Raw genomic sequence first — 22,565 nt, 5'->3', positions numbered from 1 at the left:
AATAGATGGTTAACGCCGACATGCGCACTCCGTGCCTGTTCGTGTTAATCGAGCCGGGATGGGAGGAAGAACCATGATCACGACCGACGCGTTCTACATACCTGTGCCTTTGCCGATGGGACCCGATGCCAAGCGCGACATTCGCACGCTGAGCGAAATGCACGAGTTCCTCAGCGGCTGGCCCTGCGTTCGGATCAGTCCAAGCTATGAAGCCGCGCGCCGCACCTGTTCTGCAGCCCGTGCCGGTCGCTTGTCCGTTGAACAAGCCCGCCGCGCGCTTTTGACCTTTTCGCAATCGGCGGATTTCCTTGGATCCAAGCAGCCGCTGGCACTCCACGCGGGCAAGTGACCGAGCATCTCCAGCAGGAATAGAACTGAAACAAAGCCCCATGCTATGACGTTCAAACGTTGTGGCATGGAGCCGTTATGAATATCCGACAGCTGGAAGTGCTGCGCACGCTGCTTGCGACCGGCTCCACGATTGCCGCAGCCAAGTCGATGGGCTTAAGCCAGTCCGGCGTGAGCCGATTGCTGCAGCAGTTGGAAGCCGATCTCGCAGTGACGCTGTTTGCACGCGACAAGGGCCGGCTGATTCCGACGCCGGAAGCGCAGTTGCTCGGTCGTGACGCGGAAAACGTGCTGCTCGCCGTTGAGCGCATGAACGGCCATGCAGAAGATCTCCGCAGTGGCGCCGCCGGGCCGGACATCGTGCGGATCGGGCTTCCAAGCAGCATGTGGGAGAATTTCGCGCCGGCCATGCTGGTTGAATATGCACAGGCCTATCCTGGTGTGCGGATCGAAACCTTCTTTGAGACAACCACCGCGATCCAGAAGCTGCTGGAAGACCGCGTCATCGACATCGGTTTTCTTCGTATGGAAGGGCAGACCGGTCCCAATCTCGAAGTGGAACATGTTGCCAGCGGCGAAAGCGTTTGCGTCATACCCAGGGACCATCCGCTCGCCGACCTGGAAGAGGTGTCGGTCAAGGATCTGCGCGGCGTTCCGCTGATCCTGATCGGTCGGCAGCGTCCCAACCGCATGGTGCTCGATCAGGCGTTCAAGCGGGCGGGCGTCAAGCAGATGGTGAAGATCGAAACGCACACGAACAGTTCGGCCTGTTCCTATGTCGCGCATGGGCTGGGCGTTGCCATCATCAGCAGCTTTTATGCGAATCTCTATCCGCATCTGCCGGTGGTCAGGCGCCGCTTTCTTCCCCATTCGGCGCAGCAGTTCGGCATCGCCCGATCAGCTGGCCTGCCGCTCTCAATGGCGGCTCAGGCACTCAGCGACGCACTGACCCGGCAGATCCGACGATCGCAACAGGCTTTGCAATAACAGCGGCTTAGGGAAGGTTTCGGCTGCTTTTGAGGAGCGCTTCAGCCGCGCCTATCCCGCATAGGTGTATGACGTTTTCGCATAATATTGCGCGTTATCGTCTAACCTTTCATAGTCCCTCATAAAATGACGAGAGTTGGGCCGGTAACACAGCGCCCACCAAGCTCGGGGGACATATGCTACGGTTCATCCTCAATCGCGTGCTGATGGCGCTGCCCACGATCGCCCTTGTGGCGATCACGGTGTTTGCCCTGATCCGCTTCATTCCCGGTGATCCAGCCGAGTTGATGCTTGGCGACATGGCGCAGCCGGCGCAGATCGAAGCGCTTCGCGCCGAGCTCGGGCTCGATCAATCGCTGCCGCAGCAGTTCCTGATCTGGCTGGGCAATGTTCTTCATGGCGATTTCGGCCAGTCCATCGTCAACGGCGAGGCCGTGCTGCCGCTGGTTCTTGATCGCTTCGTCGTCAGCGCCGAGATCGTGGTCGTGGCTGTGTTTCTGGCGAGCCTGATTGCGGTTCCCGCCGGCGTGATCGCGGCGTGGCGGCAGAACAGCGTGACCGATCTTGCGCTTGTCGGCAGCGCAACGGTGCTTTTGTCGATCCCGACCTTCTGGCTCGGTCTTTTGTTGATGCTGTTCTTCGGCCTGAAGCTCGGTTGGCTTCCGGTGCTCGGCTATGTGTCGATCCGCGATAATGCGACAGCCGGGCTGCTTTACCTGATCTTGCCGGTCATGACGCTGGTGATCCACGAGATGGGCGTGTTGATCCGCATGGCACGCGCATCGACGCTCGAAGTGCTGCGCCTCGATTACATCACCCATGCCCGCGCGAAAGGTCTGTCGGAAAGTGCCGTGTTGTGGCGGCATGCGTTCAAGAACGCGTTTGGTCCGACCTGGACGATGATCGGCCTGATCCTCGGCAATCTGCTCGGCGGCATTGCCGTGATCGAAACGGTGTTCACGATCCCCGGCCTCGGCCGCCTGATGGTGGAAAGCATCTTTGCCCGTGATTATCCGGTGATCCAGGCCTGTTTGCTGGTGGTCGCCTTGTCTTACGTGTTGGTCAATCTCGTCGTCGACCTGCTTTATCCCCTGTTCGATCCGCGGGTGGTGGCCGAATGAAAAAGCTCACTTTCAATGGCTTGATCGGGGGCACCCTGATCGGCATCCTGCTTGTGATCGCACTGCTCAGCCTGGTCTGGACACCGTTCGATCCGATGAAGCTGTCCTTCACCGCCCGTCTGGCGGCACCGGATGGTGCGCATCTTCTTGGCACCGACGAGTTCGGCCGCGACGTACTCAGCCGCCTGATGGTCGGCGCGCGTGCCGCGATCTGGATCGGAGCGCTGACCGTGGCGTTCGCAACGATCTGCGGAACGATCATCGGCCTGATCAGCGGCTATGCGCGCGGCTGGATCGACGGTGTGATCATGGCGATCAACAACGCGCTGATGGCGTTTCCCGGCATTCTCCTGGCGCTCGGCCTGCTCGCCGTGTTCGGGGCCAATCAATACGGCATCATCTTCGCGCTCGGCATCGCCTACACGCCATCCATGGCGCGCGTGGTGCGCGGTGCCGTTCTGTCGCTTCGCGAACGCGAGTTCATCGAGGCGTCCAAGGTGATGGGCAACAGCGAGTTGTTCACGATGCTGCGCCACATCCTGCCGAACTGCCTGGCGCCGATCACGGTTCTCGCGACCTCCATGTTCGGCTGGGCCATTCTGTCGGAAAGCGCGCTGTCGTTTCTCGGCCTCGGCGTGCCGCCTCCGGCACCGACCTGGGGCAACATGCTTGCGGCCGGGCGTCCGTTCTTCGAGCAGGCCGTGTGGCTCGGCCTCTTTCCCGGTCTTTGCATCGCGCTCACCCTACTCGGCATCAATCTTCTGGGCGATGCGCTTCGCGACAAGCTCGACCCACGCATGAGAGGGCTGAAATGAGCGGCGCCGACGTGAAGACGAACACGCTTCTGACCGTGCGCGGCCTTTCCCTGGCCGTGGCTGGAAGCAACCGGCAGGTCGTGCAGGATGTCAGCTTCGACATCGCGCCCGGCGAGATCTTCGGCATCGTGGGTGAAAGCGGCTCGGGCAAAACGCTGGCGACGCGCTCGCTCATTCGGCTTTTGCCGCAGGCGATTGTCGTTACTTCGGGGGCGGTCCAGTACAAGGGCCGCGATGTGCTCGGCATGACGGAACGCGCCCTTCGCGATCTGCGCGGCGCCGAGATCGGCGTCGTGTTTCAGGAGCCGATGACCTCGCTCAACCCGTCAATGACGATCGGCCGTCAGCTCGAAGAAGGGCTGATCCTGCACACCAAGCTTCAGCCGGAAGAGCGCCGTCATCGTATCCTCGACATGTTGAAGCGCGTCGGCATCCGCGATCCGGAAGGCGCGCTGACGGCTTATCCGCATGAGTTCTCCGGCGGCATGCGCCAGCGCATCATGCTTGCATCCGTGATGTTGTTGAAGCCGGCGCTTCTGATCGCCGACGAGCCGACCACGGCGCTCGATGCCGTGATCCAGCGCGACGTCATGGAGCTGATGGTCGAGCTGACCCAGGCGGAAGGCACGGCGGTGCTCCTGATCAGCCACGATCTGCCGATGGTGGCGCGTTACACGAGCCGCATCGTGGTGATGGAAAAGGGGTCGATCGTCGAAGCCGGCCGCACGGAAGACCTGCTCGACGCGCCGCAGCATCCTTATACGAAGAAGCTGCTGCAATCCCTGCCGCTGCGCGGCGAACCGCGCATGGTCGACACGAAAAAGGCGCCGATGGTTTCGGCGAAGGACATCGTCGTCGATTATCCCGGACGCAAGTCGTTTCTTAAGAAGGCGACGGCCAAGCGTGCTCTGCACGGCGTGTCGATCGACATCCACGAGGGTGAGGTCGTGGCACTTGTGGGCGGTTCCGGTTCGGGCAAGACCACGCTTGGCCGTGCCATCGCCGGTCTGGTCAAGGAAAGCAGCGGCGATATCCAGTTCCAGGGCCGCTCGCGCGAGACGGACTGGCGCGATTATCGGCTGAACTGCCAGATGGTGTTCCAGGACCCGTATTCTTCGCTCGATCCGCGCATGACCATTCTCGCGCTGGTTGAAGAAGCGCTGCGGCTGGTTCCGGATCTCGACAGCGCGGCCAAGCGCAAGCGGGCAAGCGAAGTGCTGGAAGAAGTCGGGCTCGGCGGTGATTTCGCCGACCGCTATCCGCATGAACTGTCCGGCGGTCAGCGGCAGCGGGTGGCGATCGCCCGCGCCATTGCACGACGGCCCCGGTTCCTGATCGCAGATGAGCCTGTTTCGGCGCTCGACGTGACCGTGCGTGCGCAGGTGCTCGACCTCTTTTCCGATCTGCAGAAACGCTACGGCTTTTCCTGCCTGTTCATCAGCCACGATCTCGGCGTCGTGGAACAGGTCGCCGACCGTGTGGTGGTGATGCAGGACGGCCGGATCATCGAGCAGGGTGATCGCGACACGATCTTCGACAATCCGCAGGAAGCCTACACGCGCCGGCTTCTTTCGGCCATTCCTGCCCTTGCCGTGAACGAGCAGGGCGGCGTGAAACTCAAATGGCGCCTGGAAGCATGATGGACACCGAACGCAATCTCGCAACGCTACGCGGAGAGCTCGACGCGATCTGCGACGCCCAGCCTTTCGTTACCCGCTTCATGGCCAAGAACCTGCTGACCGGCGAAACCGTTGGCCGGGGCGAGAACGAGGAAACGCCATCGGGCAGCACGCGCAAGACATCGATCATGATGGCAGCGCTGAAGGCAGCTTCAGAAGGCCGGCTCGATCTCGACGAGACCATCGTCTACGAGCAGCGGCTGGCCGAAGAAGTCGCCAGCGGCATGATCCGCTTCATGACGCCGGGTTTGGTGCTTTCGCTGCGCGATGCGATCACCGGCATGATGGTGCTCAGCGACAATGTCTGCACCAAGATGGTGCTCGAGCGCCTGACGCTGGAAGAGGTCGACAACTATTGCAAGGCGCTCGGCATGGTGAACACGCATCACCGCTTTCTGATCCCGCCTTTGGCTTTGCCGATCGACCATTCGCTGCAAAGCGTGACCACGACCTCTGCGGCCGATCAGGTGCTTCTGCTCGAAACGATCCTCAATGCCCAGACATCTGTTGAAGCGCAGGCCAAGCTTGGCTGTACGCAAGAGCTTTGCCAATGGGCGCTGCAGGTCCTGAAGAACCAGGTGCTGCGCTATGGTTTGCGTTCCAGGCTGCCGTTCGAAACCGTGACGGCCAGCAAAAGCGGTCGCGGCAAGCGTGGTCGCATGGATGCCGGTGTCGTCTACAGAAACGGCGCGCCATTCTTTATCGTCACCGCCTATACCGACGACGTGCCTCAGGAAATGCCTGATGGAACGCCCGGCTACACGATGTCGCTCGAAACCATCGGCCGCATTGCGCGCGCTTGTTGGGATCACTTTCCGGTTCAATGATCAAAGACAACAAAGAGGGTAGAACGATGAAGAAACTTCTCTTGGCGGGCGTCGCCCTGCTGGCGATCTCAGGCACGGTTCAGGCCCGCGATCTCGTGATCGCGCAAAGCTCGGATCTGCGCAGCAACAATCCCGGCGTCAACCGCGACGGCAATACGGATGGCGTCATCCTCCACATGGTGGAAGGTCTCGTCGGTTATACCAACAACGGCGAAGTGAAGCCGCTTTTGGCGCAAAGCTTCGAAGCCTCGGATGACAAGCTGACCTATACGTTCAAGCTGCGCGAGGGCGTGAAGTTTCACAACGGCAAGACCCTGACCGCCGAGGACGTGGTCTGGAGCTGGAACCGCTATCTCGATCCGGAAACGAAGTGGACCTGTTTGAAGGATTTCGCCGAAGGTGGTGCCGCACCCGTGTCGGGCGTGAAGGCGATCGATCCTTCCACGGTCGAGATCAAGCTCAGCAAGGCGTCGGCCGTGTTTCTCGGCCTGATGTCGCGACCCGAATGCGGCTATACCGGCATTCTTTCGCCGGATTCCGTGAAGGCGGATGGAAGTTTCGACAAGCCGATCGGAACCGGTCCGTTCATGTGGGATGAATGGAAGAAGTCGGAATATGTGCGCCTCGCCAAGTTCGACGATTATCAGTCACCTGAAAACGACGGCAAGCCGGACGGCATGGTCGGCTCGAAGCGGCCGCTGGTCGATGGCGTCAAGTTCATGGTCATTCCAGATGCATCGACGGTAAAGGCCGGCCTGCAATCGGGCGTGCTCGATACGGCGGAGATCTCGCCGGATCTCATTCCCGAGTTCGAGAACAGCGATCAGATGCAGCTGATCGTTTCGCGCAACAACGGCAAGAACCTGTTCTACATCCAGACGCGCGACAAGGTGCTGAGCAAGCCGGGCGTGCGCCGCGCCATGGCCATGGCGCTCGATCTCGACCAGCTGGTGGCTGCCGCCTCCAACGGCACCGGCGAGCCCAATGGCTCAATGGTCTCGCAGGATTCCGTGTACTTCAGCGAAACACAGAAGAAGCGGCTTCCCTACGACCTCGAAGCCGCCAAGAAGGAGTTGGAGGAAGCCGGCTATAATGGCGAACCGATCTCCATCATCGCCAACAAGCGCGGCAACGTTCCAAGCTACCCCGCAGCGATCATGGCGCAGGCCATGATGCAGCAGATCGGCTTGAACGTGCAGATCGAGGTGCTCGATTATGCGACGCAGGTCGATCGCCGCCGCTCGGGCAACTATCAGGTGATCTCGCAGTCGGTGGCGCCGCGTCTCGATCCGGTGCTGATGTACAGCTTCTATGTCGGCAACAAGGACGAGAACGCATCGCTGATGTGGGACAATCCACGTGCGATCGAGCTGATGAACGCCGCCTATGCCGAGGCCGATCAGGCCAAGCGTCAGGCGATCTTCGACGAGTTCCACGAGCTCATGCTGAAGGAGATGCCGGGCATCTTCTTGTACGACATGGTGGATGTCTGGGGCGCGTCCAAGTCGCTGAAGGGCATGCCGGTCTGGCAGTCGAATGCGCGGCTTTGGGAAGTCTCGCTCGAAAACTGATCGTTCAGAAACGCGCCGGCCATGTTCGGCGCGTTTTCATTTGCAGTGTGGGGTGGCGAAGGCTGCGCGACAGCGGTGTTGCGCGCTCTTGCTCCCAATAAACGTTTAGGGATCATGCATGAACCAGCAAGCAGTGGAGTCGATCGCTCGTTCCATCGACGCGATGAAACCGACTTTCAGTAAGCTCAGCGACAGCATCTGGGAATTTGCCGAACTGAAATTTCAGGAGCAGCGGTCGTCTGAAACGCTGGCCAGTGCGTTGGAAGACGCCGGGTTCCAAGTGCGCCGCGGCGTGGCCGATATGGAAACCGCCTTTATTGCCGAAGCCGGCAGCGGCAAGCCGGTGATCGCGATCCTCGGCGAGTTCGATGCGCTTGCAGGCATGAGCCAGGCAGCTGACGTGGCAGAACCCAAGCCGCTGGTTTCGGGCGCAACGGGCCATGGCTGTGGCCACAACCTTCTGGGCGTCGGCTCGATGATGGGCGCGATTGCGCTTGCCCGTCATCTCAAGGAAAACAACCTTCCCGGCACTGTGCGCTATTACGGCTGCCCCGGCGAGGAAGGCGGCTCGGGCAAGACCTTCATGGTTCGCGCCGGTTTGTTCGACGATGTGGATACGGCGCTGACCTGGCATCCGGCACCCTTCAACGGGGTGCGGTCCACGAACAATCTCGCCGTTCTCGAGTATTTCTATCGCTTCAAGGGCGTTGCCGCGCATGCGTCCAACGCGGCGCATCTCGGCCGCTCGGCGCTGGATGCGGTGGAGCTGATGAATGTCGGCGTCAATTTTCTGCGCGAGCACATGCCGCAGGATTGCCGCGTTCACTACGCCATCACCGACACGGGCGGACGGGCCGCCAATGTCGTGCAGGCGCAGGCGGAGGTGCTGTATCTCGTACGCGCGCCTGAAATGAGCCAGGCGCTCGCTCTTGCCGAGCGCGTCAACAAGGTGGCGCATGGTGCCGCGATGATGACGGAAACCGAAGTCGAGATCGTCTTCGACACGGCGTCCACCAACCTCCTGCCCAACATCACGCTGGAAACGGCGATGCATCAGAACATGAAGGCGCTCGGGCCGGTGCCGTTCGATGAAGCGGACCTGTCGTTCGCCCAGTCCATTCAGGACACGTTTACCGACGAAGCGATCAAGAGCAGCATTCGGCTTTACCAGATCAAGGGCGACGCGCTGTCCAACGCCAAGATCGACGGCTCGACGCCGCTGCATCTTGGGCTTCGCGATTTCGACGGACAGTCGCATTTCCGCGCCGGTTCGACCGATGTCGGCGATGTCAGCTGGGTCACGCCGACCGCGCAGTGCTGGACGCCGACCTGGGCGATCGGCACCAATCCGCATACCTGGCAGGTCGTGGCGCAGGGCAAGAGCGCGGGCGCACACAAGGCGATGGCACATGCCGCAAAGACGCTTGCGACAACCGGTCTGGCCTTGATGACGCAACCCGACCTCCTCGCCGCTGCAAAGGCGGAATGGAAGGAAAAAACCGGCGGTCAGCCGTATGTCTGCCCGATCCCGGCCGAGATCAAGCCTGGCTCGAACACGCACTAACAGCCGTGGGCTGATCCTTCCGAAAGGCCGGAAGCGCTCTTGAAGGTCTCCGTCGCGGCGACCTTCAAGAGCAAGGTTCGTTTTCTACGGCGTAACGTCGAAGCCGAACCACTTTTCGGATAGGCGCTTGATCGTGCCATCGGCTTTCGCCGCTTCGATGGCTTCGTCGAACATCGCCTTCAGCTCCGGCTCGTTCTTGCGCAGGCCGACGGCCACGCCGCGCCCGAGAATGCCGCCCTTGAAGTAAGGGCCGGTCATGACGATGTCTTCGTTGCCCGGCTCCTTGGCTGCGTCCTTCAGATAAGCCAGCGACGCGACAACAAGATCGACACGGCCCGATGTGAGATCGAGGTCGTGCTGGTCGGTTGTCTTGTATTCTTGGATCTCGACAGCATCCTTGAAGTAACGGTCGAGCAGGGAAAGACCGAGCGAGGCGGTCTGCACGCCGACGATCTTGCCTTCGATGGCGGCCGTCACATCGTCGATCGCTTTTTGCGCCGCCGCTTCGTCTTGAGCGAGGTACAGCGTCTCGCCGGTATGCGGCAGCTTGGCCAGCGGGCTGTCCTTCAGCGTCGCAAAGGTCTGCGGGGTGAGGCCGTAGGAAACCGAGAAGTCGATGGTTTCTTCGCGCTTGGGCGTTGCCGTCAGGCCGGCCATGATCGCATCGAACTTGCCGGCGTTCAAAGCCGGGATGATGCTGTCGAACGGCTGGGCGATCATGGTGCATTCGATCTTCATGCGTCCACAAAGATCCTTGTAGAGATCGACTTCATAGCCATCCAGCGAGCCGTCCGGATTGGTGAAGTTGTAGGGACGAAACGCGCCTTCGGTCGCGATCGTGATCTTGGTCCACGTCTTTTCCTGCGCATGGGCGGAAAAGGCGGTCAGCGCCAAGGCTGAAACGATCAGCGTTCTGGCAAGTGCGGTTATCTTCATGTGAATACCCTCCGATGCTGTCGAACAGGTTCCGGCAGCGGTTTAAGCAGCTTCGACGGGCCGCTTTAACACGATGAAGAAAGCAGAGATATTGCTGCACCCGTCGTTCGAATGTCATGAAGGCTTGCAGTTCACAGGTGTTTGGCCATACAATCAACCCGTTCTCAGGGCGGGGCGGAAATCCCCACCGGCGGTATCGGGCTTGTCCCGGAGCCCGCGAGCGCTTCCCGGTGGGAAGGTCAGCAGATCCGGTGCGATGCCGGAGCCGACGGTCATAGTCCGGAAGGAAGAGAGCAAACCCGCGTTGACCGCACCAAGGTCACTCGTGGCGCTTGTTCGCCCAAGGGAAAGTTTTGTCGGCGTTAAGCCGATGCAACAGCCTTCACCGGCTTAACCCTTGAAAGACTTGTTTATGCCTATCTCCAAAATCGAAGATGCCGTCAAAGCCATCGCGCGTGGCGAGATGATCATCGTCGTGGACGATGAAGATCGCGAAAACGAAGGCGATCTTCTGTTTGCGGCCGAAGATGCGACGCCTGAAAAGATCGCGTTCATGATGAACAAGGCGCGCGGCCTGATCTGCATCGCCATGGACGGCGCGCGTCTCGATGCGCTCGACCTAGCCTTAATGGTGCCGAACAACACGGAATCCATGAAAACGGCCTTCACCGTCTCCGTGGACTACATTCCGGGCACATCGACGGGCATTTCGGCCGCAGACCGCGCGCTGACCGTCAAGGCGCTCGTTGATCCGAAGGCGCGGCCGGAAGAGTTCGCGCGCCCCGGCCACATCTTTCCGTTGCGGGCAAATCCGCAAGGCGTGCTCGGCCGCATCGGACACACCGAGGCTGCCGTCGATCTTTGCCGCCAGGCAGGCAAGAGCCCGGCCGGCGTGATCTGCGAGATCGCAAACGATGACGGCACCATGGCGCGGCTTGGCGATCTGGAAGTCTTCGCCGAGCAGCACGGGCTGATCATCGCCACGATCAAGGATCTGGTGAACTATCGCCTCGAGCAGGAAACGGCGAAGCGTTCCGCCGCCTGAGGCTGATCAGCTATCCGACTTGCGCGCTTGTCGAAGGATGAAGCGCGCAAGTCATCCAAGCCAGAAGCCGGGATCTCAGGCCGTTTGCGCAGCGCTGATGCCGAGTTCATCGAGCATGGCGTCACGCATCATGAATTTCTGCGCCTTGCCGGTGACGGTTGTCGGTAGCTCGGTTTTGAAGCGGACGTAGCGCGGCACTTTGTAATGGGCGATCTGCTCCTTGCAGAACGCCTTGATCTCGTCTTCGCTGATCGTTTCACCCGCCTTCGGTACGATCCAGGCGCAGACTTCTTCGCCATAGCGGGGATCGGGCACGCCGAAGACCTGCACTTCCCGGATTTTCGGGTGGCGATAAAGAAATTCCTCGATCTCGCGCGGATACACGTTCTCGCCGCCGCGGATCACCAGGTCCTTTACCCGTCCAACGATGTTGCAATAGCCTTCATCATCGATCACGGCGAGATCGCCGGTGTGCATCCAGCCCTCCGCGTCGATCGCTTCCGTTGTCCGGACGGGATCATCCCAATAGCCCTGCATCACCGAATAACCCCGCGTGCACAGCTCGCCGCGAACGCCGGGCTTCAGCGTTTCGCCGTCGTCGCCGACGATCTTGACCTCGACATGCGGATGCACGCGGCCGACGGTGGTGACGCGGCGCTCCAGCGGATCATCGATGGCGCTTTGGAAGGAGACCGGGCTGGTTTCCGTCATGCCGTAGGCGATGGTGACTTCGCTCATATGCATCTGCGACACGACGCGCTTCATCACCTCGATCGGGCAGGGGGCGCCTGCCATGATGCCGGTGCGCAGGCTTGAAACATCGAAGTTCTTGAACTCGGAATGATCGAGCATGGCGACGAACATGGTGGGCACGCCATAAAGCGCCGTGCATGTTTCCTGCTGAACCGCGTTCAACGTGGCTGCCGGATCGAAACCCTCGCCTGGAAACACCATGGTTGCGCCTTTGGTGACGCAGCCGATCGAGCCCATCACCATGCCGAAGCAATGATAGAACGGCACGGGGATGCACAGCCTGTCCTGCGCCGTCAGCTTCATGGCAGCCGTGACGAAGTGGCCGTTGTTGACGATGTTGGCATGTGTGAGGGTCGCGCCCTTGGGCGCGCCCGTCGTGCCGCTCGTGAACTGGATGTTGATCGGCTCGTCCTGGGTCAGGGTCGCGCTGATCGCATTGAGTTCGTCTCGCGAGACCTGTTCGCCATCCGCGCTCACCTGGTTGAAGCTCAGCATGCCCGGCCGCGCGCCTTCGCCCATGTGGATGACATATCGGAGGTCGGGCAGGCGCGCTGCGTTCAGCGGGCCGGAGCCGGCGGCTGTCAGTTCCGGCGCTAGCGTGGCGAGCATCTGCAGGTAGTCGGACGACTTGAAGCTTTCGGCCGTCACCAGCGCCTTGCAGCCGACTTTGGTGAGCGCGTATTCGAGCTCGGCGGTGCGATAGGCCGGATTGATGTTGACGAGGATGAGGCCGAGCCGCGCTGTTGCATATTGCGTGACCAGCCATTCCCATCGATTGGGGGACCAGATGCCGACCCGGTCGCCCTTGGCGAGGCCCAGCCTGTGCAGGCCGCCGGCAAAGGCATCAACGGCTTCGCCAAGCGTTTTCCAGGTGAAGCGACGGTTCTGTTGCAGGAAAATCGCCGCCTCCCGATCGCCTTCCTTCCCGACCGTGGAGGCGAGAAGGTCGAACAGCGTATCGGCAAGCAGCGGCGGCGTCGTGTTTCCCGCGACATGGGCGAGGCCCGCGATCGGCAAACGGTTCGTGGATGTTAGATCATCCTTGTCGTGCATCACCACTGTCTCCTCCGGTGGTCCGCGCATCCAGTCGCGACAAATCTGGCGACGACTGGTCTGCTTCGCAGGTTAGAGGATGTGCCGCCTCGATACCAGCTTGGGGTGGGGGCCGAGCCGTCGGCAAAATTGCAGCGCCGCCTCGGGGAACAGCATGCTCGGTGCCTGTGGCGGAGATGCCGCGCCGACAGGAGGGTGTGTTCAAAATAGGGTGCAAAATCAAAAGATGACTAGAAAAGTCATGTTATGGCATGTACAGGCCAATGCGGTTTGGAATGGGGATGGCCGGCAATGACTATCAAGCGTCACCAGTATGCACTTCACGCAGTCGCTTCTTCGGCAGCGCTTTTGATCGCGATGTCTTCAGCGCAAGCGCAGCAGGCAGCCCCTACCGTCCAACTCCAGACGGTTGTCGTGAGCGCCGACAATGGCGCTCCTGCAGGCAGCGCCGCAGCCGAAGCGCTGGAAGGCACCGGTCCGGTCACCGGCTACGTCGCGCCGGTTACCACCACCGGTTCGAAGTCGGAAACCCCGGTGATCGAGGTTCCGCAATCGATCTCGGTGATTACGCGCGAGCAGCTGGAAGATCGCAATGTCCAGACGCTCGGTCAGGCGCTGACCTATTCGGCTGGCCTGGTTGCCGAGCCATTCGGACCTGACGCCCGCTTCACCAACCCGCTGATCCGCGGCTTCGAGGCCAATGACAGCGTTTATCTCAATTCGTTCCGCTTCATCCGTGACTTCGGCGCGGTCGCGTTCGAACCTTATGGACAGGAGCGGATCGAAATCCTGCGCGGACCTGCATCGGTTCTTTACGGGCAGGGCGAGCCGGGCGGCATCGTCAATCTGGTTGCAAAGCGCCCGACCTTCACGAATTTCGGCGAAGCCGGTTTTGAATATGGCACCGATGCCCGCCGCGTCGCCAAAGTCGATCTCGGCGGCGTTTCCGAACGGAACGACACGCTGTCCTGGCGTTTGACCGGCCTTGGCCGATTGGCCGACGGGCAACAGGACTTCACCTCGGACGACCGTTTCTATGTCGCGCCGGCTTTGACCTGGGCGCCGAGCGTCGACACGTCGCTGACGGTTCTTGGATCGCTGCAATATGACAAGGGGACCTCGCCGCTCGGCCTGCCGCAGGCCGGTACGCTCGACTTCAATCCCAATGGTTCCATCCCGAGCAGTCGCTATATCGGCGAGCCCAATTTCAACGATAATGAAAGCCTTCTCGGCACGATCGGCACGGAGTTCCGCCATCGCTTCAACGAGACATTCGAGTTCCGCCAGAACACGCAGTATCTGTCATTCGATTCCGATTACAACGCGCTGTATTTCTCAAGCCTCGGCTCGGATTTCCGCACGGTGACGCGTGGTACGAGCGTGCAATCGGAGCGCACGGACTCGTTCGGTGTCGACAACCAGCTTGAAGCCAAGTTCGACACGGGCGCGCTTCAGCACACGGCGATCGTCGGATTGGATTACCGCTACAACAACCAGTGGCGGTCTTCCAACTTCACGGGCCCGCTCACCACGATCGACGTCTTCAATCCGACCTATGGCACGCCGATCACCTATGATCCCGACCGAGCTACGCTTTCCGAAACGCGCCTCGGTCAGATCGGTTTGTATGCGCAGGACCAAATGCGGTTCGACAAGCTCGTTGTTTCGACGGGCGTGCGCCAGGACTGGACGGACACGGAAAACAAGATCAGCGGCGAAACCGTTCGCGATGATGCGCTGACGGGCCGGGTCGGCGCGGTTTACCTGTTCGACAACGGGCTTGCGCCCTTCGTCAGCTATTCCACTTCCTTCAGCCCGCAATCGGGCGTGAACGACCTGACGGGTGGGCTGCTTGATCCAACCGAAGGTGAACAGATCGAAGCCGGCATCAAGTTCCAGCCGAATGGTTGGAACAGCTTCATCACGGCCAGTGTCTATGATCTGACAAAAAGCAACATCGCTGCTCAAGAGATCGCGATCGACGGCTCCGGCTCCATAACCACCCAGATCGGCGAGGTCCGCTCGCGCGGCTTCGAACTGGAAGGCACGGCGAGCCTCGTCGAGGGTCTGGATCTGCTTGCAAGCTATACCTATACCGACGCCGAGATCACGCAAGGCGACCGCACGCTGACGACCACCACCGGCAACCAGCCAGCCAATATCCCGGAACATTCCGCGTCGCTTTGGCTCGATTATTCCTTTGCGCCTGATACGGCCTTGGATGGTGTTTCGGTGGGTGCGGGCGTGCGGTATCTCGGCTCGCGCTTTGGCAACAACAGCAACACGATCGAACTTCCGTCGGTAACGCTGTTCGATGCTGCGATCCGCTATGAGAAGGACCAGTTCAGCGCCGCGTTGAACGTCAACAATATCGGCGACGAGCGGTATGCCGCGAGCTGTAACTTCGGCTGTTATCTCGGCGAAGGCCGTTCGGTGATCGGATCCGTCGGCTATAAATGGTAGCGGAAGCGTCAGCCGCGAGACCTGCCGCTAGCAAGCATGCATTGTTTGATCTGGCGGGGGTCTCGTTTCGTGTTCCGGGGCGCTCGATCATCGAGAGCCTCGATCTGCGTATGGAAGCAGGGCAGATCCATGGCCTGATCGGGCCCAACGGTTCCGGCAAGTCGACGCTGGTGAAGATGCTGGCCCGGCAGGAAGTGCCTGCCTCAGGGCGCATCCATTTTTGCGGCGAGGATATCCAGAGCCAAGGCGATCGGGTTTTCGCGCGTCGGCTGGCTTATCTGCCGCAGTTCATGCCGAGCACCGATGGCATGAATGTCGAAGAATTCGTCGCGCTTGGCCGCTTTCCCTGGCACGGCACCTTCGGGCGCTTCACGGTTGTGGACCGCGCCAAGGTCGCCGAAGCGATGGATCAGACCGGCGTCACACCGTTCCGTGCGCGCCTGGTCGACACCCTGTCGGGCGGCGAGCGTCAGCGTGTGTGGCTGGCGCTTCTTCTTGCGCAGGACACCCAATGCCTCGTGCTGGACGAGCCGACATCCGCCCTCGACATCTCACATCAAACCGAAATGCTCGATCTCGTGCGCAACCTTGCCCGAAAGCGCGGTCTCAGCGTCGTTGTCGTTCTGCACGACATCAACATGGCAGCGCGCATCTGCGACCGGCTGGTGGCCATGGGATCGGGCCGCATTGTCGCCGATGGCACACCGGCCGACATCATGCGCGCGGACGTGCTCGAGCGGATCTACGGGATCTCGATGGGGCTGTTCACCCATCCCGACAGCGGCATTCCCGTCGCGTTCGTCCGGTGAGAACCCGCCGCAACCTTCTTCAGCTTTTTGCCGGCAGTCTTGCGCTGCCTTTTGCCTCCGCGCGCGCTGACGAAGGGGGCATCGCCATTGTCGACTGGGCGCTGCTGGAAACGGCGCTGGCGCTTGGGCTGAAGCCGATGGCGGCCGTGGAGCTCGTGCTTTACCAGAAGATCGTGGCCGAGCCGGCACTGCCGGATGGCATCATCGATCTCGGGCTTCGCGGCGCACTCAACTTCGAGCTTCTCGCCACCCTGCAGCCGTCCCTCATCTATGGATCGAATTATTCGGCCTGGGCCAACGACACGCTGATGCGCATGGCGCCCGTGCGCGAGTTCAGCATTTATCTGCGCGGGCAAGCACCCTTCGAAAAGGCCGTTGCCGCCATGCGCGGCATGGCTGGCGATCAGGGTCTTCAAGCACGAGCCGAGACCTATATCTCTGAAACGGAGCATTTTCTTGCGGCAACGGGCGAACGGCTGGCGCGTCAGCGGCAACGTCCGATCCTGATCATCAATCTGGGTGATGCCAGGCACTTTCGTGCATTCGGAAGCGACTCCATGTTTGGCGATGTTGCCGCGCGGATGGGCTTCGTGAACTCCTGGGCAACGAGAACCGCTTACAGCGCAGCCGCGCCGGTGGGTCTTGAAAGCCTTGCCGATCATCCTGATGCGATCATCGCCGTGGTTGGTCCCGTTCCTCCCGAAGCTGCACGGACCTTGCCGCAGAGCGCGTTGTGGCGGGCGATGCCGGCGGTGCGGGAAGGCCGCACCGTTTGGTTGCCGAACATCAACCCCTTCGGTGGTTTGCCGGCAGCACGGCGTTTTGCGCGTCTACTCGCTGAAGAATTGAAGCGCGTGGCATGAGCCTAAATCGCCTCCGGCTGGCCACGACCCCGACACTGTCAGCGACCCTCCTTCTGGCGGGCTTAGGCCTGCTGACGGCCATGTTGTTCGGCTGGCAGATTGTCGGTGACTGGCCGGCACCCGGCGATCGGCTGGCGGGGCTCATCCTTTTTTACGCGACGCTGCCACGCGGCGCTGTTGCACTTCTAGCGGGCGCCGCATTGGGGCTCGCGGGTGCGTTGATGCAGCGCGTGTTGCGCAATCCGATCGCCGACCCGTCGACGCTCGGTGTTGTTTCGGGCGCGCAGCTCGCGATGAGTGCGGCGCTTCTTTATGCGCCTGGTCTGATGGCCGTTGCCCGGGAAGGCGTGGCCTTCGTTGGTGGCGCGCTTGCGCTGTTTCTGGTGGTCGCCCTTTCCTGGCGCCGCGCGCTTGATCCGATCACCGTTGTTCTCAGCGGCATGCTGATCTCGCTGATCGCTGCCGCCTTTTCGGCAACGCTGATCCTCGCCAATGGCGAATACATGATGTCGATGTTCATCTGGGGCGGCGGCTCGCTGGAACAGCAAAGCTGGGCGCCGACCATTTCGCTCGTTATCCGCTTCGTTCTCGCGGCCGTTGTCGCCGGTTTGCTGATCCGGCCCCTCGAGCTTCTGGCGCTGGACGACGCCAATGCAAGGGCGCTCGGCCTTGGCGTCACGGGAACCCGGCTCGCGGTGCTGACGCTTTCGGTTTTCCTCGCAGCGTCGGTGACGGCCGAGGTTGGTGTCATCGGCTTCATCGGTCTTGCCGCGCCCAACCTCGCGCGCATGGCAGGTGCGCGAACCCTGCGGCAGATCCTGTTTTTGTCGCCGATCGCCGGTGCCCTGATCCTGCTCATGACAGACGGTCTGGTGCGGCTCGTGTCGCTGGGGATCAGCCAAACAGTGCCGACGGGCGCCGCCACCGCGCTTCTTGGGGGCCCGCTTCTTTTATGGCTGCTGCCGCGTCTCGGCGGCTCGCTTCGGGTGACGCAGCAAAGCGTCGTTCTGGCCGCCAGAGCGGCATCCTGGCGCCTTCTTTTCCCGGCTTTGCTGCTCCTTGTGCTTGCTGCCTGCGCGCTGTTTGTCGGCAAGAACGGCGAGGGCTGGGCGCTCGCAACGGGTCACATCTTAGATCTCGTGGTACCCTGGCGAGCGCCGCGCTTCATCGCGGCCGCCGCAGCCGGTGCAATGCTGGCAGCGGCCGGCGTGTTGATGCAGCGCATAACCGGCAACGCCATGGCGAGCCCCGAAGTGCTCGGCATATCCTCTGGCGCGGGGGTCGGGTTGGCCGCAGTTCTCGTGTTCATGCCTGCTGCATCGCGCCTGGTCGAGCTCGGCGGCGCTGCAGCCGGGGCCGTGATCGCGATCCTCCTGGTGATCGCCCTATCAGCGCGTCATCGCTTTGCGGCAGAACGCCTTCTTCTGTCAGGCATCGCGGTCGGCTCTCTGGCCGGCGCGCTCGTCACCGTCGTGATGGCGCGGGGAGGGCCGGAATCGCTGCGGTTGCTGAACTGGCTGAGCGGCTCGACCTCGCGCGTTTCGCCTGAAGATGCGATGACCGCACTGGCTGCTGCCGTGCTGTTCATCGCGCCCTTGCCGCTGTTGGCACGCTGGCTGCAGGTTCTGCCGCTTGGCTTGTCGTTTGCTCAGTCGGTTGGACTGAAGCGCAGCCTGGCTGCAAGCATACTTGTGCTGATCGCCGCCCTTCTGTCCGCCGCTTCGACCCTGTTTGTCGGGCCGCTTTCCTTTGTCGGCCTGATGGCGCCGCATATGGCGCGCCTCGCAGGCTTTGTTCGACCGATCCCGCAGCTCATCGGCGCGGTTCTGATCGGCGCTGCCTTGATGGTTCTGGCCGACTGGATGGCCCGCACGCTGGCCTTCCCCTACCAACTCCCGATCGGCCTCGTCGCCGCCCTGGTGGGCGGACCTTATCTCGTCTGGCTGTTGAACCGGCGTTGATTGAGGCGAAGGCGTTCCCGCCAAGATCAACGAAGGACGGCTCGCATTCCGTCAATGGTTGTGGCGAGGCGGCACCTTGGCGATCTGGCGGAACGTGTCTGCGTTCCTGATGGTTGCGCCATCGGCCAGTTGCGTCACGGTTTGCCGGTAAAGCATCTGCCAGGGAGTTGCGTCGGCAGCGACTTGCGGGATGCCATCGCCGTGTCGCCGCTCGATTTCATCGTCGTCGACCAGCATGTCGCATCGGCCGGCATTGAAGTCGATGCGAATGACATCGCCGGTCCGGACATAAGCCAGGCCGCCGCCTGCCGCACTTTCCGGCGACGCATTGAGGATCGACGGGCTGTCGGCTGTTCCCGATTGCCGGCCATCGCCGATCGTCGGAAGGCTCATGATGCCGCGTTTCAGCAAGTGGTCTGGCGGTTGCATGTTGACGACTTCGGCCGAGCCGGGCCAGCCGAGCGGGCCGGCGCCGCGGATCACCAGGATCGACCGTTCGTCGATGGCGAGCGACGGATCGTTGATCCGGGCGTGATAATCCTCGGATCCGTCGAACACGACGGCCTTGCCTTCAAACACGCCTTCGTGGCCGGGATCGCTGAGGTAACGCTTGCGGAAGTCTTCCGAGACGACGCTCATCTTCATGATGGCGAAGTCGAACAGATTGCCTTTGAGCACCAGAAAGCCGGCGCGTTCGCGCAAGGGCTCGGCATAGGACCTGATCACCTCGCGGTCATCGGACTGGCGACCTTCGAGGTTGGCGGCCATCGTCTTGCCAGTGACCGTGGGACAGTTTCCATCCAGCTTACCGGCTTGCAGCAGTTCCCACATGATCGCCGGCACGCCACCGGCGCGATGAAACCGCTCGCCGAGATAAGCACCCGCCGGCTGGACGTTGGCGAGCAGGGGAATTTCGAAGCCGTGAAGCTGCCAGTCGTCGGCGTTCAATGCGACGCCGGCATGCTTGGCCATCGCCATCAGATGCGGTTGCGCATTGGTCGAGCCGCCGATCGCGGAATTCACCATGATGGCATTGAGGAAGGCGGCGCGGGTCAGGATGTACGAAGGGCGGATGTCCTGCAGCACCAGTTCCACCGCGCGGCGGCCGGTTCGATAGGCCATCTGCCCCCGTTCGCGATAGGCTGCTGGAATGGCCGCGCATCCGGTGAGCGACATGCCGAGCGCTTCGGCCATGGCATTCATCGTGGATGCCGTACCCATCGTGTTGCAGTGGCCGATGGAGGGTGCCGAACTGAGCGCCGCTTCCAGGAACTGCTCTTGGTCGATTTCGCCTGCGGCGAACTTTCGACGCGAGCGCCAGATCACCGTGCCCGAGCCGACCAGATCGCCATCATGATAGCCGTCCAGCATCGGACCGCCCGAAAAAACGATCGCCGGGATATCGACCGTGGAAGCAGCCATCAGGGCCGATGGTGTGGTCTTGTCGCAGCCGGTGGTCAGAACAACGCCATCGAGCGGGTAGCCGTAAAGGATCTCAACCAGACCGAGATAAGCAAGATTGCGGTCGAGCCCTGCTGTGGGACGCTTGCAGTTTTCAAACAGCGGATGGGTGGGGAATTCGATCGGAATGCCGCCGGCATCGCGAATGCCGTCGCGCAGCCGCTTGGCGAGGTCGAGGTGGTGGCGGTTGCATGGGTTCAGATCACTGCCGGACTGGGCAATGCCAATGATGGGCTTTCCGCTGCGCAGTTCCTCCGGCGTCGTGCCGTAGTTCATGAAGCGCTCGAGATACAGCGCCGTCAGATCGAGATGATCCGGGTTGTCGAACCAGTCCTGCGAACGAAGACGGCGACTTGCTTTGTTGTTTTCGCTCAACGAACCGGTCTCCCCTGGCGATCGTTCATCGTCTCGAGATGCAGCAGAAGTCCGCTGTGATCGATCTCGCCGCCACCTTCGGCAACGAACTGCTGAAATTCGTCCCGTATCAAGGAGGTCAGCGGCAAGGTGAGGCCGAACATTTCCGACATGGCCGCGACGGCATCGAGATCCTTCAGCTGCAAGCGCGAAGGGCCTCCTGGCTCAAAGGCGCGATCCACCATCCGCTTGCCGTGAAGCTCCAGGATGCGGCTTTCGGCAAACCCGCCCCGGATCGCGTCACGGAACCGGCCGCGATCCGCTCCACCGGCCTCAACCAGCATCATGGCCTCGGCGACGGCGCCGATGGTGATGGCGACGATCTGCTGATTGGCGAGCTTGCAGATCTGGCCTGAGCCCGAAGGGCCGACATGCGTCACACGACCAAGCACGCCGAACAGGTTTGCGAGCTTCTCGATAACGGCCCCATCACCGCCCGCCATAATCGCAAGCGTACCCGCTTCTGCACCAACAACACCGCCAGACACGGGAGCATCGACATGATGCACCTGACGCGCTGCGAGCAATTCGCAATGGCGGCGGGCAATAGGTGGTGCGATCGACGATGTGTCGACAACAACCGCGCCTGCTCGGAGCACATCCGCCACGCCCTGGTTGAACAGGACATCGTTCACCGCATCGCCATCGCTCAGCATGGTGAAGACGACATCCGCATCGCGTGCCGCATCAGCTGCTGTGGGCGCGACAACGGCTTTGTTTGCATGCAGAGCCTGTGCCTTGGCTGGATCTCGGTTCCAGACCGTTACCCTATGGCCTGCCTGCAAAAGGCGGCGCGCCATCGGTGCGCCCATGAGGCCGGTTCCAAGAAAGGCGATGCGCGGCCGCTTTGGTTCTTCTTCTCCTTTCATTGCAAGGCGCCACCAAGTTCGTCTTCGATGTGGGCCCGGATGATGTCGTCGAAGGATGTTTCGGCCTCGAAGCCGAGCGCCGTTGCCCGCTTTGCCTCGAAGCCTGGTGCCCAACCGGCGCACATGCGCATCACCATTTCGTCCGGCTCGCGCCGGATCAGCGCCACAGCCTTGTTTCCGGCGACACGGCGCAGCGCCTCGATCTGCTCGCCGACGGTTGCACTCAGGCCGGGCATGGACAGATTGCGCCTTGGGCCGACCGTCTCTACGTCGATCTTCGCGCCATGAACGAGGAAGCTGACGGCTGAGCGCGGCGAGGTATGCCAGTGGCGCACATCGTCCGACACCGGCAAAACGGCTTCCTGTCCCACAAGAGGCTCGCGCAGGATGTTCGAAAAGAAGCCGGACGCCGCCTTGTTCGGCTTTCCCGGGCGAATGCATATGGTTGGCAGGCGAATGCCGATGCCGTCAAAGAAGCCTTTGCGCGAATAATCCGACAGCAGAAGCTCGCAGATAGCCTTTTGCGTGCCGTAGCTGGTGAGCGGCGTGGTGTGGAAGTCGTCGGGAATGGGATAGGGCAGGGGAGCGCCGAAGACGGCGATGGAGGATGTGAAGACCACCCGCGGCTTGTAGCCATCGACATCATGGGCTTCGCGGATTGCATCGAACAGGTAGCGCGTGCCGTCCAGATTGATGCGGTAGCCCTTCGCGAAATCGAGTTCGGCCTCGCCCGACACGATGGCAGCGAGATGGAAGATGACATTTGGGCGCGCGCCTATGAGACGCGCTGCTTCGCCCGGCGCGGAAAGGTCTGCCGTTTGGAGCGTCACCTTGCCTTCAAAGCCGTGGGGAGCATCGGGCGTGACCATGTCGGCCAGTGTCAACGCATCGATCGCACGCTCGCCGAGCTTCCCGTCTTTGACGAGCTTCTGCGTGAGCTTGCGTCCCACCATGCCGGCGGCACCGATAATCAGAATATGCAAAGTGAGCGGCCTCCCCGTCGCCTGCGAACCGCCTGGCTTTCAA

18 protein-coding genes and 1 riboswitch are annotated in these 22,565 nt (G+C 61.6%); of the genes, 13 read left to right on the top strand and 5 right to left on the bottom strand.

Annotation, left to right across the window (positions count from 1 at the left end):
• The first annotated feature begins 73 nt into the window (after positions 1-73).
• The 8 genes from JYU29_RS15565 (at position 74) to JYU29_RS15530 (ending at position 8,912) form a co-directional block, all read left to right on the top strand.
• Complete coding sequence (locus JYU29_RS15565; RefSeq protein ID WP_213985763.1) at positions 74-349, top strand: DUF982 domain-containing protein; 276 nt, start codon at positions 74-76, stop codon at positions 347-349.
• A 77-nt stretch (positions 350-426) separates the two neighbouring features.
• A complete protein-coding gene (locus JYU29_RS15560) occupies positions 427-1,335 on the top strand; it encodes a LysR family transcriptional regulator (RefSeq protein WP_213985762.1) in 909 nt (302 codons plus the stop codon).
• 176 nt (positions 1,336-1,511) lie between these two features.
• Positions 1,512-2,456, top strand: a complete 945-nt coding sequence (locus JYU29_RS15555; protein WP_213985761.1) for an ABC transporter permease — start codon at positions 1,512-1,514, stop codon at positions 2,454-2,456.
• On the top strand, positions 2,453-3,271 hold the full coding sequence (locus tag JYU29_RS15550; protein ID WP_213985760.1) for an ABC transporter permease: 819 nt from the start codon (positions 2,453-2,455) through the stop codon (positions 3,269-3,271). Before JYU29_RS15555 ends, JYU29_RS15550 begins: the two co-directional genes overlap by 4 nt.
• Positions 3,272-3,282: 11 nt before the next feature.
• Positions 3,283-4,911, top strand: coding sequence for an ABC transporter ATP-binding protein (locus JYU29_RS15545; protein ID WP_213985866.1), 1,629 nt, complete (start codon positions 3,283-3,285; stop codon positions 4,909-4,911).
• On the top strand, positions 4,911-5,777 hold the full coding sequence (locus tag JYU29_RS15540) for a class A beta-lactamase-related serine hydrolase (protein WP_250157521.1): 867 nt from the start codon (positions 4,911-4,913) through the stop codon (positions 5,775-5,777). Before JYU29_RS15545 ends, JYU29_RS15540 begins: the two co-directional genes overlap by 1 nt.
• A 26-nt stretch (positions 5,778-5,803) precedes the next feature.
• Positions 5,804-7,348, top strand: a complete 1,545-nt coding sequence (locus tag JYU29_RS15535) for an ABC transporter substrate-binding protein (protein ID WP_213985759.1) — start codon at positions 5,804-5,806, stop codon at positions 7,346-7,348.
• Positions 7,349-7,466: 118 nt separating this feature from the next.
• A complete protein-coding gene (locus tag JYU29_RS15530) occupies positions 7,467-8,912 on the top strand; it encodes a M20 family metallopeptidase (RefSeq protein WP_213985758.1) in 1,446 nt (481 codons plus the stop codon).
• 84 nt (positions 8,913-8,996) lie between these two features.
• Here JYU29_RS15530 and JYU29_RS15525 read toward each other — a convergent pair whose 3' ends face one another.
• Complete coding sequence (locus tag JYU29_RS15525) at positions 8,997-9,848, bottom strand: transporter substrate-binding domain-containing protein (RefSeq protein WP_213985757.1); 852 nt, start codon at positions 9,846-9,848, stop codon at positions 8,997-8,999.
• 156 nt (positions 9,849-10,004) lie between these two features.
• A riboswitch (FMN riboswitch) is annotated at positions 10,005-10,147 on the top strand.
• Between the two features lie 113 nt (positions 10,148-10,260).
• Between JYU29_RS15525 and ribB the strand changes: the two genes are divergently transcribed.
• A complete protein-coding gene (ribB, locus tag JYU29_RS15520; RefSeq protein ID WP_213985756.1) occupies positions 10,261-10,893 on the top strand; it encodes a 3,4-dihydroxy-2-butanone-4-phosphate synthase in 633 nt (210 codons plus the stop codon).
• 75 nt (positions 10,894-10,968) lie between these two features.
• Here the strand turns inward: ribB and JYU29_RS15515 are convergent, their stop codons facing one another.
• Positions 10,969-12,699: an AMP-binding protein gene (locus JYU29_RS15515; RefSeq protein ID WP_213985755.1), complete on the bottom strand. Its 1,731-nt coding sequence runs from the start codon at positions 12,697-12,699 to the stop codon at positions 10,969-10,971.
• 291 nt (positions 12,700-12,990) lie between these two features.
• Here JYU29_RS15515 and JYU29_RS15510 point away from each other — a divergent pair, with 291 nt between their 5' ends.
• The 4 genes from JYU29_RS15510 to fhuB are packed head-to-tail and all read left to right on the top strand — an operon-like array spanning position 12,991 to position 18,795.
• The gene (locus tag JYU29_RS15510) at positions 12,991-15,162 is read left to right on the top strand and encodes a TonB-dependent siderophore receptor (RefSeq protein WP_213985754.1); all 2,172 of its coding nucleotides are present in this window, start codon (positions 12,991-12,993) and stop codon (positions 15,160-15,162) included.
• Positions 15,156-15,971 carry an ABC transporter ATP-binding protein gene (locus JYU29_RS15505; RefSeq protein WP_213985753.1) on the top strand — a complete coding sequence of 272 codons (816 nt, stop codon included), beginning with the start codon at positions 15,156-15,158 and terminating at the stop codon, positions 15,969-15,971. Before JYU29_RS15510 ends, JYU29_RS15505 begins: the two co-directional genes overlap by 7 nt.
• Positions 15,968-16,834: an ABC transporter substrate-binding protein gene (locus tag JYU29_RS15500; RefSeq protein WP_213985752.1), complete on the top strand. Its 867-nt coding sequence runs from the start codon at positions 15,968-15,970 to the stop codon at positions 16,832-16,834. The genes JYU29_RS15505 and JYU29_RS15500 overlap by 4 nt, the downstream gene beginning before the upstream one ends.
• Positions 16,831-18,795 (top strand): Fe(3+)-hydroxamate ABC transporter permease FhuB, encoded by a 1,965-nt coding sequence (gene fhuB / locus JYU29_RS15495; protein WP_213985751.1) that lies wholly within the window; start codon positions 16,831-16,833, stop codon positions 18,793-18,795. Before JYU29_RS15500 ends, fhuB begins: the two co-directional genes overlap by 4 nt.
• A 51-nt stretch (positions 18,796-18,846) precedes the next feature.
• Here the strand turns inward: fhuB and JYU29_RS15490 are convergent, their stop codons facing one another.
• The 3 genes from JYU29_RS15490 to denD are packed head-to-tail and all read right to left on the bottom strand — an operon-like array spanning position 18,847 to position 22,522.
• Positions 18,847-20,631: an IlvD/Edd family dehydratase gene (locus tag JYU29_RS15490; protein ID WP_213985750.1), complete on the bottom strand. Its 1,785-nt coding sequence runs from the start codon at positions 20,629-20,631 to the stop codon at positions 18,847-18,849.
• A complete protein-coding gene (locus JYU29_RS15485; protein ID WP_213985749.1) occupies positions 20,628-21,539 on the bottom strand; it encodes an NAD(P)-dependent oxidoreductase in 912 nt (303 codons plus the stop codon). Before JYU29_RS15485 ends, JYU29_RS15490 begins: the two co-directional genes overlap by 4 nt.
• On the bottom strand, positions 21,536-22,522 hold the full coding sequence (denD, locus tag JYU29_RS15480) for a D-erythronate dehydrogenase (protein WP_213985748.1): 987 nt from the start codon (positions 22,520-22,522) through the stop codon (positions 21,536-21,538). The genes JYU29_RS15485 and denD overlap by 4 nt, the downstream gene beginning before the upstream one ends.
• Positions 22,523-22,565 lie beyond the last annotated feature (43 nt).

Origin of the sequence: Tianweitania aestuarii, assembly GCF_018457165.1 — a bacterium.
Taxonomy (GTDB): Bacteria; Pseudomonadota; Alphaproteobacteria; order Rhizobiales; family Rhizobiaceae; genus Tianweitania; species Tianweitania aestuarii.
Note: the sequence above shows the minus strand (reverse complement) of the source record. Positions and strands in the feature narration are given on the sequence as shown.

Excerpts from the sequence above, each read along its gene's own strand:
- JYU29_RS15515 (WP_213985755.1), bottom strand. The coding sequence starts at position 12,699 with ATGCACGACAAGGATGATCTAACATCCACGAACCGTTTGCCGATCGCG.
- JYU29_RS15560 (WP_213985762.1), top strand. The coding sequence starts at position 427 with ATGAATATCCGACAGCTGGAAGTGCTGCGCACGCTGCTTGCGACCGGC.
- JYU29_RS15550 (WP_213985760.1), top strand. The coding sequence starts at position 2,453 with ATGAAAAAGCTCACTTTCAATGGCTTGATCGGGGGCACCCTGATCGGC.
- JYU29_RS15535 (WP_213985759.1), top strand. The coding sequence starts at position 5,804 with ATGAAGAAACTTCTCTTGGCGGGCGTCGCCCTGCTGGCGATCTCAGGC.
- JYU29_RS15565 (WP_213985763.1), top strand. The coding sequence starts at position 74 with ATGATCACGACCGACGCGTTCTACATACCTGTGCCTTTGCCGATGGGA.
- JYU29_RS15555 (WP_213985761.1), top strand. The coding sequence starts at position 1,512 with ATGCTACGGTTCATCCTCAATCGCGTGCTGATGGCGCTGCCCACGATC.
- fhuB (WP_213985751.1), top strand. The coding sequence starts at position 16,831 with ATGAGCCTAAATCGCCTCCGGCTGGCCACGACCCCGACACTGTCAGCG.
- JYU29_RS15485 (WP_213985749.1), bottom strand. The coding sequence starts at position 21,539 with ATGAAAGGAGAAGAAGAACCAAAGCGGCCGCGCATCGCCTTTCTTGGA.
- JYU29_RS15540 (WP_250157521.1), top strand. The coding sequence starts at position 4,911 with ATGGACACCGAACGCAATCTCGCAACGCTACGCGGAGAGCTCGACGCG.
- JYU29_RS15530 (WP_213985758.1), top strand. The coding sequence starts at position 7,467 with ATGAACCAGCAAGCAGTGGAGTCGATCGCTCGTTCCATCGACGCGATG.
- JYU29_RS15505 (WP_213985753.1), top strand. The coding sequence starts at position 15,156 with ATGGTAGCGGAAGCGTCAGCCGCGAGACCTGCCGCTAGCAAGCATGCA.
- ribB (WP_213985756.1), top strand. The coding sequence starts at position 10,261 with ATGCCTATCTCCAAAATCGAAGATGCCGTCAAAGCCATCGCGCGTGGC.
- JYU29_RS15510 (WP_213985754.1), top strand. The coding sequence starts at position 12,991 with ATGACTATCAAGCGTCACCAGTATGCACTTCACGCAGTCGCTTCTTCG.
- JYU29_RS15525 (WP_213985757.1), bottom strand. The coding sequence starts at position 9,848 with ATGAAGATAACCGCACTTGCCAGAACGCTGATCGTTTCAGCCTTGGCG.